13 protein-coding genes and 2 pseudogenes are annotated in these 13,029 nt (G+C 36.9%); 10 read left to right on the top strand and 5 right to left on the bottom strand.

All coding sequences use genetic code 11. The features are described from left to right. Positions 1–2: 2 nt before the first annotated feature. The 3 genes from leuB to leuD are packed head-to-tail and all read left to right on the top strand — an operon-like array spanning position 3 to position 3,131. Positions 3–1,103, top strand: coding sequence for a 3-isopropylmalate dehydrogenase (leuB, locus tag ACQKMD_RS14025; RefSeq protein ID WP_427752756.1), 1,101 nt, complete (start codon positions 3–5; stop codon positions 1,101–1,103). 16 nt (positions 1,104–1,119) lie between these two features. After that, positions 1,120–2,529 (top strand): 3-isopropylmalate dehydratase large subunit, encoded by a 1,410-nt coding sequence (gene leuC, locus ACQKMD_RS14020; protein ID WP_427752755.1) that lies wholly within the window; start codon positions 1,120–1,122, stop codon positions 2,527–2,529. Between the two features lie 14 nt (positions 2,530–2,543). After that, entirely contained in the window at positions 2,544–3,131 is a 588-nt protein-coding gene (leuD, locus tag ACQKMD_RS14015) for a 3-isopropylmalate dehydratase small subunit (protein ID WP_427752754.1), read from the top strand. Between the two features lie 231 nt (positions 3,132–3,362). Here leuD and ACQKMD_RS14010 read toward each other — a convergent pair whose 3' ends face one another. Continuing rightward, on the bottom strand, positions 3,363–3,587 hold the full coding sequence (locus ACQKMD_RS14010; protein ID WP_427752753.1) for a hypothetical protein: 225 nt from the start codon (positions 3,585–3,587) through the stop codon (positions 3,363–3,365). Positions 3,588–3,790: 203 nt separating this feature from the next. Between ACQKMD_RS14010 and ACQKMD_RS14005 the strand changes: the two genes are divergently transcribed. Next, positions 3,791–4,192 (top strand): thiol-disulfide oxidoreductase DCC family protein, encoded by a 402-nt coding sequence (locus ACQKMD_RS14005; protein WP_427752751.1) that lies wholly within the window; start codon positions 3,791–3,793, stop codon positions 4,190–4,192. Positions 4,193–4,714: 522 nt separating this feature from the next. Here ACQKMD_RS14005 and ACQKMD_RS14000 read toward each other — a convergent pair. From ACQKMD_RS14000 to ACQKMD_RS13990, 3 genes and pseudogenes are all read right to left on the bottom strand, one after another. Beyond that, positions 4,715–5,062: a DMT family transporter gene (locus tag ACQKMD_RS14000; RefSeq protein ID WP_427752750.1), complete on the bottom strand. Its 348-nt coding sequence runs from the start codon at positions 5,060–5,062 to the stop codon at positions 4,715–4,717. Between the two features lie 25 nt (positions 5,063–5,087). Continuing rightward, positions 5,088–5,416: pseudogene (locus ACQKMD_RS13995) on the bottom strand (DMT family transporter). A 12-nt stretch (positions 5,417–5,428) separates the two neighbouring features. Further along, entirely contained in the window at positions 5,429–5,968 is a 540-nt protein-coding gene (locus ACQKMD_RS13990) for a TetR/AcrR family transcriptional regulator (protein WP_427752749.1), read from the bottom strand. A gap of 408 nt (positions 5,969–6,376) precedes the next feature. Between ACQKMD_RS13990 and ACQKMD_RS13985 the strand changes: the two genes are divergently transcribed. The 5 genes and pseudogenes from ACQKMD_RS13985 to ACQKMD_RS13965 form a co-directional block, all read left to right on the top strand. Beyond that, a complete protein-coding gene (locus ACQKMD_RS13985) occupies positions 6,377–7,099 on the top strand; it encodes a FadR/GntR family transcriptional regulator (protein WP_427752748.1) in 723 nt (240 codons plus the stop codon). 137 nt (positions 7,100–7,236) lie between these two features. Beyond that, entirely contained in the window at positions 7,237–7,953 is a 717-nt protein-coding gene (locus tag ACQKMD_RS13980; RefSeq protein ID WP_427752747.1) for a (Fe-S)-binding protein, read from the top strand. A gap of 11 nt (positions 7,954–7,964) precedes the next feature. After that, positions 7,965–9,389, top strand: coding sequence for a LutB/LldF family L-lactate oxidation iron-sulfur protein (locus ACQKMD_RS13975; protein ID WP_427752746.1), 1,425 nt, complete (start codon positions 7,965–7,967; stop codon positions 9,387–9,389). A 2-nt stretch (positions 9,390–9,391) separates the two neighbouring features. Then, positions 9,392–10,102 (top strand): LutC/YkgG family protein, encoded by a 711-nt coding sequence (locus ACQKMD_RS13970; RefSeq protein ID WP_427752745.1) that lies wholly within the window; start codon positions 9,392–9,394, stop codon positions 10,100–10,102. A 627-nt stretch (positions 10,103–10,729) separates the two neighbouring features. Beyond that, positions 10,730–10,873 (top strand): annotated as a pseudogene (locus ACQKMD_RS13965) (VOC family protein); the annotation flags it as partial. Positions 10,874–11,470: 597 nt separating this feature from the next. Here ACQKMD_RS13965 and ACQKMD_RS13960 read toward each other — a convergent pair. Beyond that, positions 11,471–12,277, bottom strand: coding sequence for a CPBP family intramembrane glutamic endopeptidase (locus ACQKMD_RS13960; RefSeq protein ID WP_427752743.1), 807 nt, complete (start codon positions 12,275–12,277; stop codon positions 11,471–11,473). Positions 12,278–12,861: 584 nt separating this feature from the next. Here ACQKMD_RS13960 and ACQKMD_RS13955 point away from each other — a divergent pair. Next, a partial coding sequence (locus ACQKMD_RS13955; protein WP_427752803.1) for a transposase occupies positions 12,862–13,029 on the top strand: 168 nt, incomplete at its 3' end.

The following is a 13,029-nucleotide window of genomic DNA, read 5'->3' as shown; positions in this document are numbered from 1 at the left end:
TTATGGAAAAGAAAATTACAGTACTACCGGGTGATGGCATTGGCCCAGAAGTTATCGCCTCGGCAGTGTCAGTGTTACAAGCAGTCGGTAAAAGATATCATCATACATTCCACATTGCTTTTGGTGCAATAGGTGGCTCAGCAATTGATCATCATAACGATCCTTTACCTCAAGAGACGATTACCCTTTGTGAACAAAGTGATGCGATTCTACTTGGAGCAGTCGGGGGTCCTAAATGGGATCAAAACCCAGATGAATTGAGGCCTGAAAAGGGGTTACTACGCATTCGTAAGCATTTTGATTTATTTTCAAACTTACGCCCTGTGCAAGCAATCCCGTCACTTTTAAAAGCTTCTCCTCTAAAAGAAGAAATTGTGAAAGATGTTGACCTACTTATCGTTCGTGAATTAACTGGTGGTTTATATTTTGGCGAACCACGTCAACGTACGGAAAAATCAGCTATAGATACATTAGTGTACACACGATTTGAGATTGAACGTATTGTTGATAGTGCTTTCCAATTAGCGCGTGTTCGTAGAGGGAAATTGACTTCTGTAGATAAAGCAAATGTTCTTGAATCTTCAAGGTTATGGCGTCAAATTGTAGATGAAAAGAAAGCAGGGTATCCAGATGTTGAAGTAGAACACAGCTTAGTCGATTCTACGGCTATGAAGTTAATTACGAACCCTGCAGATTATGACGTTGTAGTAACGGAAAATATGTTCGGTGACATCCTAAGCGATGAAGCTTCAGTGATTACAGGTTCACTTGGTGTGTTACCTTCTGCAAGTATACGTTCTGATAACTTCGGTTTATATGAGCCAGTCCATGGTTCGGCTCCTGAAATTGCAGGGCTAGGCATTGCTAACCCAGCTGCAACTATTCTATCTGTAGCGATGATGTTGAAGTATTCATTTGGCCTATATGAAGAAGCTGCTGAAATCGAACGTGCAGTGGCAACGGTATTCGAGGATGGTTACTATACTGCGGATCTTGCAACTCCAGGAAGTCGCGTATTAACAACATCTGAATGGACTGAAAAAGTCATCAATGAACTAGATACGAGCTTTGTTTCAGATAGCATTATGACATCATATATCTAAGAAAAGGTGATATTATATGGCCAAAAATATAATCGAAAAAGTATGGGATCAACATGTCGTTTATCAAGAGGATGGGAAACCGGATTTGCTTTATATCGACTTGCATTTAATTCACGAAGTAACATCTCCACAAGCGTTTGAAGGGCTTCGTTTGAACAATCGTAAAGTACGTCGTCCAGATCTTTGTTTTGCAACAATGGATCATAATGTGCCAACAAAGAATTTACCGACTATCAATGACCCAATTGCCAAAAAACAAATTAACACATTAGCTGAAAATTGTGCTGAATTTGGCGTTCAATTAGCAGATATGGGTCACCCTGATCAAGGAATTGTTCATGTAATTGGACCACAACTTGGCTTAACACAACCAGGTAAAACAATTGTTTGCGGTGATTCACATACTTCTACTCACGGTGCATTCGGTGCAATTGCATTTGGTATTGGTACGAGTGAAGTGGAACATGTATTATCTACACAGACTTTGTGGCAAAATAAACCAAAGACAATGGAAATCCGAGTTAAAGGTGAACTTGGTTTTGGCGTAACTGCAAAAGATATTATTCTTGCAATTATTGCGAAGTTTGGTATTGATGTAGGTACTGGGCATATCGTTGAATTCACTGGCGATGCTATTCATAAATTATCGATGGAAGAACGCATGACGATTTGCAATATGTCAATTGAAGCAGGAGCAAAAGCAGGTTTAATCAGTCCAGATCAGATAACAGTTGATTACATTAGAGGGCGTCGTAATGCACCACAAGAAAAAGCATTTGATGAAGCTGCTAAGTATTGGCTATCTTTAGCTTCGGATTCTGATGCTACATATGATCGCACTCTGGAAATTGATTCATATGAAATCGAGCCTTTTGTAACTTGGGGTACAAATCCTTCAATGGGTTCGGGTATTTCGAATCATGTTCCATTTGCAACAGATTTTGAAGAAGAATCAGATAAACAGGCACTTAAAAAAGCACTACAATATATGGATTTGAAAGAGGGTACACCTCTCACTGATATCGCAATCCAGCACGTCTTCATCGGTTCATGTACAAATTCTCGTTTACATGATTTACGCTCTGCAGCAGCAGTTATTGAAGGTAAAAAAGTAGATGAAAACGTTCGAGCAATCGTAGTACCTGGATCATTCTCAGTTAAAAAACAAGCGGAAGAGGAAGGTTTAGATAAAATCTTTATTGAAGCTGGATTTGAATGGCGTGAATCAGGATGCAGTATGTGTCTTGCAATGAATGAGGATGTTGTACCAGCAGGAGAAAGATGTGCTTCTACATCTAATCGTAACTTTGAAGGTCGCCAAGGTGCAGGTTCTCGCACGCATCTTGTAAGCCCACAAATGGCAGCTGCAGCCGCAATCTCTGGACATTTCGTAGATGTTCGCGAAATTTTAAATGTACCTGTGTAATGGAGGCGTAGAGGATGGAACCAATTAATATAGTGAATAGTGTACTAACACCACTTAACAGAAAAAATGTCGATACAGACCAAATTATTTCTAAGGAATTTTTAAAACGCATTGAACGTACAGGTTTTGGTCAATTTGTTTTTTATCACTGGCGCTTCGATCAAAATGATCAACCGAATGAGGATTTCGTTTTAAATCAACCAAAATATAAAGGCTCTCAAATTTTAGTAGCTCACGAAAACTTTGGATGTGGCTCATCTCGTGAGCACGCACCATGGGCGATTTTAGACTATGGATTCAACGTAGTCATTGCTCCAAGTTTTGCGGATATTTTCCACAACAATTGCTTCAAGAATGGTATTCTACCAATTAAGTTACCTGTTTCTGAAGTAGAAGAATTACTTGCAGTTGGAGAAGCATCACCACTTGAAACAGAAGTGAATTTAGAGGCCCAAACTGTCACAGCAGATGGCAAAGTATATAATTTTGAAATTGATCCTTACTATAAACAAATGCTTTTAAATGGTTGGGATGAGATTTCATTAACTTTCCAATATGATGAGCAAATTACTCAATATGAAGCAACTCGAAAAGTGTATTAAATAAGTTTATTAAACTATCTAGTGTCTAATTTGGCATTAGGTAGTTTTTGTGATTTATGACGACTTAATACTGCTTACGTTTTAATCAAAGCTTTTTTTATTATTAATCTTTGAAAAGGGGTGCAATTTATGCTTTGCTAAACTCAAAAAGTTAGCGCTAAGTTTTGCAAAATCTGACGTTAAAGGAGGTACTACATTTGAAGTGTGGTACCTCCTTTGTTTTCTTAATACTTATTTCATCATTTCATTGTACACATAGAATCCATATAGTGATGGAGCTAGTAATGCAACCAATAAACAGACAACCGCTGCTATTTTCGTTTGTTTTATTAGTCTATCATCATTCGATTTTAACTGTTGAAAGAAAGTTAAAGTGAAGTAAAAACATAATACATAGAATATTGCCGAAAGAATGCTGATCCAGTTTACAACACCTGATAAAGCTAAGTTGCTCATAATATCCCCCCTAATTTACTACAACGACCTTCTATTTGAATAAAAAACCATTATTTATATTATACATAAATCAAACAAAGTATGAACCATATTTTGGAGAGGATAAGAATGAAACTTCTACTAATTCGATTAGATTTTTTGAAAAGAAAGAAGTAAATAATGTACAATTAATAGTAATACATAGAGAAAAGGGGGGGAGAATATTGACCAGTCATCAAAATATAATTCTGTTTTATGACGGTAATTGTGGATTCTGCCAGTGGACAGTACAGTTCGTATTAAAACATGAAAGGAATCACGACATTTTTTTTGCTCCATTACAAGGTGAAACAGCTAGAAATACACTGTCGCCCAATCTTACTAAGAAATTGGATTCTGTTGTAGTAAAAGGTCCTTCGGGAATAATGACAGAAACAGAGGCTGTATTTTTTTTACTCTCGTATTTAAAAGCACCATTTTCTTTACTCAGTATTTTTAAACTTATTCCACTGTTTGTGCGGAATCCAATATATCGTCTAATAGCTCGTAATCGTCATAAATTAATGAAAGCACCAGTTAGTTGCCATTTACCAAGTTTAGATGAACGCAAAAGACTATTACCGTAATTCGATTTGCTTTCATATCTGGAATAACTTCATATAGAGTAAAGAAAAACCATCAAGCTTTTAACTTGATGGTTTCAGAATGTAGACAAACTCGAAGAAATTCGGGTTTGTCTACGGTCTTTTTAAAAAATATATAAATAGAAAAGACCGTTAATTTCCGCTACTGTGGACGCTTTCCGCGGGCGGGCACCAAGCCGCTTCGTCGCTACGCTCCTGCAGGGTCTTGGACTGTCCCGCTTTTCCCGCAGGAGTCGCCACCTTCGCTCCAATCAACTACACATGTAATAAAAACAAATCTTTTAAGTTCGCACATTGTACTCAAAGTCAAAATCATCCTGCAAAGTGTTCTTGCAGGCGATGATGACTTTTGCTTCTGAATTATAAGAAACTCGCCAATTGAAATTAGTAAATTCTGAAAATGGCATAAAAGCTAATACTCGTAGAATATTTCATCTATAAAAGGGGATCTTAAATAATCAAAATATATAAAATAACAAAAGAGATACTGAATCCATCAAGCTTTTAACTTGGTAGTTCTTCTACTTTTTCAGGGCTGTTGGAAGCATTTAATAAAACTACTCCTCCAATTATTAATACTATGCCAAGGAATGTCAGGATGCTAAATGGATCTTGCCATAACAATATCCCAATTACCGCTGTTATAGCTGTACCTACTCCTGCCCAAATAGCGTAAGCTAAACTCAAAGGAATTGTCTTAAGGCATAGTGATAAGCAATAAAACGCTAATCCAAAGCCAATGATAACCGCAAAAGAAGGGAGTACAACAGTAAACCCTTCTGATAATTTCAACATTGTCGTGCCAAATATTTCGCTTATTATGGATATCCCTAAAGCTATATAACCTTTCATACGATAACCTCCGATTAACTAAAGATTAATGAACTCCACCACTTGAGAGTTTCAATACAACAACTCCACCAATGATTAGCACTAATCCTAATGCTTTTTTAAAATTAAAATATTCTTTATAAACGATTACACCGACTAATGCAGTTAAGGCTGTACCTACACCTGACCATATTGCATAAGCCGTACCTAGTGAATTGTTTTAAGTGATAAAGATAAGCAGTAAAAAGCTATACACATGCCAAAAATTACTCCTATGGAAGGGAATAGCTTTTTAAAGCCATTCGAAACTTTTAACATAGAACTACCAAATACTTCACTAATAATGGCTACTGCCAAAATTACATAAGGATTCAAGATGAATTCCTCCTACTTTGTCATATTGATCAATTTTTGAATTACATTTTCACGTAACTTTTCATCTAAAGGGGCTATATTAAACAGTTCAGAGTAGTAAAGCCCATCTATTGCCAAACGAATAATCGTTGCTGTTACAGGGTCTATACTATCTTGCTCCACTTGATTTTGCATATACTGATAGTTTTGAGACATACTTTTTGATAAATCTGGATTTAACATAGAAGCAGCAATTATTCCTATATTTAACTCAGCATTGTGATTCAAGTCCTCTTTTGTCGTTTTAATTAATGCGCGGCTCCATTTACCTTTTTCTATCGAATCATTCATAGCATATTCAATAAATAGAGAAGTGAAATCTTCGAAAATATATTGTGTTAATCCCATTAATAATGCTTCTTTATTTGGGAAGTGGTACAATAATCCACCTTTACTAATTCCAGCTTGCTTCGCTACGGAATCTAAAGTAAGCGAATTAATATTGTTTTCCAAAATAAAGTCCTTAGTAGATTTTAAGATATGTTTGCGCTTAACCTCCGCTTTTGATTCCATGTTTTCAACTCCATTATTAAACCATCCAGGCAGTCTTTTTATATTTTATTGTACCGTCTGGACGGTTTTTTAGTCAATCTAAAAATGATGTAATTCGATAGAGAAAGCAATTACGGAGAAGATATGTAACTATAAATAGTTTATATATAAACCTCGCTAGTCTGTATAAAAAATACATCACTGCTTCCCAATTTTTTTCAACAACCAAGACATACTTCTACCACCATACAAATAAGCAAGAATAACACAACAGCTAAAGAAAACAATGCTTTTTGTGACTTTGTTTATAACTGAAGAATACACGATAAACCAACTGTATATGTATTAAAATGACCTGCAATTATTATTTAATTTAAGTTTTTAAAATAGTATTTCATTTGGTTATAATAGAATAGAGGTGGCTTACAATTGAACTATAAAAAGATAACACGTAAAAAGATATACGAAGAAGTAGCTGAAATCTTATTAGAAATGATTAAAGATGGTCAGTTGAAACCCGGAGATCAATTAGACTCTGTACAAGAATTAGCAAACAACTTCAAAGTGGGACGATCAGCAATTCGTGAAGCACTAACTTCCTTGCGAGCAATGGGACTTATTGAAATGCGACAAGGGGAAGGAACATTCGTAAAAACATTCACTGCAGATAATCTAGCGTATCCTATTCAAAGTGCAATGCTTATGACGAATAAAAATATTCAAGAGTTGTTAGAAGTTCGACAAATTTTAGAAACAGGTATTGTCGCAAGTGCGGCTCAAAAAAGAACGGCTGAAGATTTAGAAGTGATGCGCGTTCATTTAAAGGAAATGATTCATCATACAAAAAACTCTGATTTAGGAGAGCGTGCGGACTTAGCCTTCCACTTAGCCATAGCAAAGGCTGCGGATAATGTATTACTAAGCACATTAATGCAGCATGTGTCTGATTTAATGTCTGAATCAATGCATGAGACACGTCGCATTTGTTTATATGATGAAAAGCAAACATTAGACCAATTAAACGAACAACACCATTTGATTTATGATCAAATCGAAGCACAAGATGAAGAAGGTGCTACACAGGCGATGAAATCACATTTGCAATTTGTAGAGGCAGTATTAGCAAAACATATTCAGGAGGAAAATGACTAGATAGAGGGTCATTTACCTATTTACAATTAACAGAAAAATTAGTGTTTTCAATAAAAAGATTGAAAAACCTTAGTTAATTCATGTATTATTATAAAAACAGGTCATCAGATGACCATATCTTTAATGGAGGGTTGTACATGAAGGTAACACTATTTGTAACATGTCTTGTAGATATGTTTGAAACGAATGTGGGGAAAGCGACTGTGGAGTTATTGGAACGACTTGGTTGTGAAATAGATTTTCCTACAGCGCAAGTATGTTGTGGTCAACCGTCTTACAATTCAGGATATGTAGAGCATACGAAAGCAGCTATTAAGAAAATGATTAAAACGTTTGAAGCAGCGGAAGTTGTTGTCACACCATCAGGTTCGTGTGCAACAATGTTTCATGAATATCCGAAAATTTTAAAAGATGAACCAGGCTGGTCTGCACGTGCAAGGCTATTGGCTGAAAAAACGTACGAACTAACTGATTTTATCGTTAATGTATTAAAGGTAGAAGATGTCGGAGCTAAGTTAACTGGAGAAGCAACTTATCATCCATCATGTCATATGACACGCTTATTAGGTATAAAAGATGCACCCTATACACTTTTATCCAACGTAGAAGGCCTTGAAATGAAACCTTTACCATATGCGTATAATTGCTGTGGTTTCGGGGGTACGTTCTCCATGAAGATGGGCAATATTTCGGAACAAATGGTTGATGAAAAAGTTGATGCGACAATTTCAACAAATGCACAGATTTTAGTAGCATCAGATGGTGGTTGCATTATGAACATTGCTGGACGAATGCACCGTAGACAGGTTCCGGTGAAAGTAATGCATATTGCAGAAGTATTAAATTCACATTGAGGGGTGAACGTATGGCCGTAAAAATTAAGGATGGGAATTTTAAAGACAATGTAAAAGTTAATTTACAAGATGATTTTATGCGCGGTGCGGTGTCTGGTGCACAGGATCGCCTTCGTTCTCGCCGATTAGAAAATGCTGAGGAACTTGGGAACTGGGAAGAATGGCGCTCTCACGGGGAAGAAATTCGCCAACATGTGCTTGAAAATTTAGATTATTATTTACAAGAGTTATCTGACAACGTACAAAAGCTTGGTGGTCACGTTTTCTTTGCACAAACCGCAGATGACGCTAATCGATATATTGAAGAGGTTGTTAAAAAGAAAGATGCAAAAAAGATTGTCAAATCGAAATCTATGGTTACTGAAGAAATTGGCTTAAATGCTGTATTAGAAAAGTCTGGTTGTAATGTAATTGAGACCGATTTAGGAGAATATATTTTACAACTTGACGAACACGACCCACCATCCCATATAGTTGCACCTGCATTACATAAAAACAAAGAACAAATTCGTAAGGTATTCGAAGAGAAGATAAACTATAAAAAATCTAACGATCCAACAGAACTGGCACGTCATGCACGTGAGACACTACGTAATGAATTTTTAACCGCAGATGTCGGTATTACAGGTTGTAACTTTGCAATTGCTGAATCTGGTTCTATTAGTTTAGTAACAAATGAGGGGAATGCTCGTCTAGCTACAACTGTTCCGAAAACGCAAATTACCGTTATGGGAATGGAGCGCATTGTACCAACGTTTGAAGAGTTAGAAGTACTCGTGAGTTTGTTGACACGAAGTGCTGTTGGGCAAAAGTTAACGAGTTATATCACGGTATTATCAGGTCCACGCCGTGAAGGTGATGCTGATGGTCCTGAAGAATTCCATCTAGTCATCGTGGATAATGGTCGTTCAAAAATTTTAGGTACAGAATTTCAATCAGTGTTGCAATGTATACGCTGTGCCGCCTGTATAAATGTCTGCCCTGTATATCGTCATATTGGAGGTCATTCATATAACTCAATCTATCCAGGACCAATAGGAGCTGTTTTGACTCCCTTACTTGCAGGATATGATGACTTTAAAGAATTACCTTACGCCTCTACATTATGTGGTGCTTGTACGGAAGCATGCCCTGTGAAGATTCCGTTGCATGAGTTACTTCACAAGCATCGACAAATAATAGTAGAAAAAGAAGGTAAAGCACCAATTTCTGAAGGTTTGATGATGAAGGCATTTGGTATTGGGGCAGCGTCCAATCCACTATATACAACAGGAACAAAACTCGCAACAAAAGTAATGAAGCCCTTTATGAAAGATAAAGAGTTTATATCTAAAGGGCCGAGACCATTAAAAGAATGGACGATGATTCGCGAATTCCCTGCACCAAAAAATGAACGTTTCCGCGACTGGTATAAAAACCGTGAAGGAGGAGACTAGAAATGATCCAACAACGTGCACCATTTATAAAAAATATCGCAACAGCGCTTGGCCGAGAAATGAATACAACAAAAAAGCCTGAACGAAACTGGAAGTACAATCCGCAAGCAAAAACTCTTACTGATCTATCTCAAGATGAGCTAGTGCAAGTGTTTCAGAAACAATGTAGTAATATTCATACAGACTATATTGAAACAACTGCAGACCAATTAAAAGAAGTGTTAGCAAATCGTGTAGATTTGTACGGAGGTGGTCCTGTTTCTATTTGGAAAGATGAACGCTTCGACACATTCGGTTTACGAAATCTATTGGAAGAAGAATGGCAAATAGCTGGTGTTGAAGTGAATGAATGGTATGTAGAAAATGGAGATGACAATATTAAACTTGCAGAATATGCGAATGTGGGTATTACATTTAGTGATATAACACTTGCCGAGTCTGCAACTGTTGTCTTATTTTCAACAGGCGGTCAAGGGCGATCGGTCAGTTTGCTTCCACAAACCTATATTGCGATTATTCCAAAAAGTACAATTGTCCCAAGAATGACGCAAGCAGCACAAATCATCTCTGAAAAAGTTCAAAATGGTGAAACAGTGCCGCCATGTATTAATATCATATCTGGACCAAGTAATTCAGCTGATATTGAGATGAATCTAGTAGTTGGTGTGCACGGACCAATAAAAGCAACTTATATAATAGTAGAAGATCGATAAATAAAAAAATGTGGTTTTAAGTTGATTAAATTCCCGTTTGAAGAGTTTCTTTAAAATTCATAGCAGCAAAAGTCAGTATCACCTGTATGGACAATTTTTAAGATCTTTTAAAGTCGTCCACCGCATACTCAATTTTCTCACAAGATGTTCTTGAGGTACTAGTTGATCTAAAGTAGTCATTTTAATTTGATCTCTTTCAGGATTATTTTTTTTAATCATCATTTCCTAACTTCAAAAGATTTGTTTATATTACATGTGTAGTTGATTGGAGCGGAGGTGGCGACTCCTGCGGGAAAAGCGGGACAGCCCAAGACCCTGCAGGAGCATAGCGACGAAGCGGCTTGGCGTCCGCCCGCGGAAAGCATCCAGCGTAGTGGAAATCAGCGTCTTATGTATTTGTTTATATTACATGTGTAGTTGATTGGAGCGTAGGTGGTGACTCCAGCGGGAAAAGCGAGACAGTCCAAGACCCTACAGGAGCGTAGCGACGAAGCGGCTTGGCGTCCGCCCGCGGAAAGCATCCACCGTAGTGGAAATCAACGGTTATCTATTTATATATATTTTTAAGATGAAAAAGACTGTATTGAAAATACAAGTTTTTTTGTTGAAGTGAGCTGAACCCATGGGATGAATTCAATAGATGATGTTATTTCTAAAGCAAAAGATAATGGAGCTACTTTAGTTAGAGATAAGATGGAGTTTGATGAATTTTTTCTCGCATACTTAGTTGACCCTACAGGCATTAGTTTTGGTCTTATTCAAAAAAAATAAGGCTGTTTTCTCAAAGATTGTTGCTGTTAATAGCTTTAAATAACCGAACCCTTCCATAAGAAAACGGACATCATATAACTGATGACCGTTTTTTAAATAATTCCACTTACTATTCAAATTCTTCGGGATAATAAAGTTCTTTTCTTAAACATACATCGCGATGTTTCAATACTTCCCCTTTAAACCGGAGCCATATCTCATCATCAGCCATCACGCCGTGCGTTTCTTGTGTAGAGTGATAATAAAGTTGTTTAATTCACTATAATAAAGCAAGAGCCTTACTACATATCAAATGTAATAAGGCTTTAAAAAAGTTGTTTAAAACTGAATTGATCTAAATGAATATTGTTACTTAAAATGATAATAAAGTTGTTTAATTTTTTTTCAACTAAAGCCCCTGTTACTTTAAGTACAACATTTCACAATCTTACACATTGATGTTAATCACATTTCTTTCAGAAAGGGGAATTATAGGTTAATTTGCGCCCCTGTTAGATACTGGGGGGCTGTTCATGTAGTCGTGGCATCGCCACTCCTGCAAAGACGTTTCGTTTATGTAAATGGCTATTCAACAAACTGGAATTTGGCGAACACGGATTATGAGTATACTATTCGCCTGTTCTTTTTGTCGTATATCACAACGGTTACAATTGAAACAAGAACAATCACAGCATTTGCGGCAATGGTTCCCGCCCAAGACATAGTCATGGTGCCGAAGATGGGGGATGCCGCATTGAACATGGTGTGGAATAATACGCACATAAACACACTGCCTTTTCCTGATATTTTGTAGATTGCCCCGTTGAAAAACCGGAACGCAATGAGTTGAACTGCAAACATCCAAAAGTTAATGAGTCCCTCTCCGTGATTCGTCCCCGGAATGAAGAAGAGAGGGATATGCCATAAAATCCAAATGATTCCAACAAAAACAGAAGACAAAACAAAACCGTATTTTTTGTCAAGTTCAGGCTGCAATATGTACATCCAGCCAGCTTCCTCCAAGCCACCGATAATAAGATTACCAGGCAGGGAAAGGAAGAACATATAAAATGGAAGCACCATTTCCGTGCGGCCTGAAACTGCAATATGTATCAAAAAATACAGTGCAAGTCCCGCAACAACGAACAAATAGAGAGATATGCTATTTTTGGCATAAAAAACAGTTCTCAACCATTCCTTGAAACCTGCTATTTTGTTATTTTTCTTCAGAACGATATATGAAGCAATAGCGGGCGACAAAATATAGATTGCAAAAGGGATATTCATCCCGAATTGCTGTAACGAGTGAACCCAATTGTGAACCGAATATCCGAATTGCCCAAGAGCAATCAAAGCACCTGACACAAGATAGGCTATGCAAAATGTCAGCATCGTAAATTGTACTGTGATTTTTTTGTCTGTCACGATTTCTTCACCTCACATTTTAAAGTATTCATTAAATTTTAACGGATGGACGCTTTGACTTTTATCACCTAATGTTTGCTTTCTGCCAATTCAAAGTTGCGCTCCGCACAAAATATAAATAATCTCCATTACAAATTCTAATTTATCGACTTGTTTCTAAGCCCAATTATAGCACTATTTCGTGGTACAGTTATTTTTTCTGTATTTCATTAGCTCATGCTTTATCAAGTAGTTAAGCATTACTTCCCAACTTATTAAACTAGACTGCTCCGTTAGCTCTATAAGGAATTAAACAACTTTATTATATTTTAAAGGACTTTATTGTAAATTAAACTACTTTATTATCACTCTACATCTTGTACAATCTCCCACCGATTAAAAATAGTTATCCCTAAGGACGCCAGTAGTACATCGGCATTGACTCTTGTAGGCGGGAATGTTCGCCATTTCAGCCAACGATTAAACTCTTCTAACGTTATGTGGCCCTCCATATTCGATGAAAATTGTGAATCGGCTACACTAAGTTGGACAAAAAAAATAAGGGCTATTACACTTAGACTACCAACTTAAAGGAGCGTGCTACTATGTCACGTCAACGTCGAACTTTTTCATCTGAATTCAAATTACAATTAGTGAAGCTTTATGAAAATGGAAAATCTCGTGCAGATATTGCCCGAGAATATGATATAACGCCTTCGGCTTTAGATCGTTGGATTAAAAATCATCAAGAAACCGGTTCATTCGCTGCGAAA

The sequence above is a fragment of the Viridibacillus sp. NPDC096237 genome, from assembly GCF_050278625.1.
GTDB lineage: Bacteria > Bacillota > Bacilli > Bacillales_A > Planococcaceae > Viridibacillus.
This window is presented reverse-complemented; position numbering and strand designations above follow the sequence as displayed.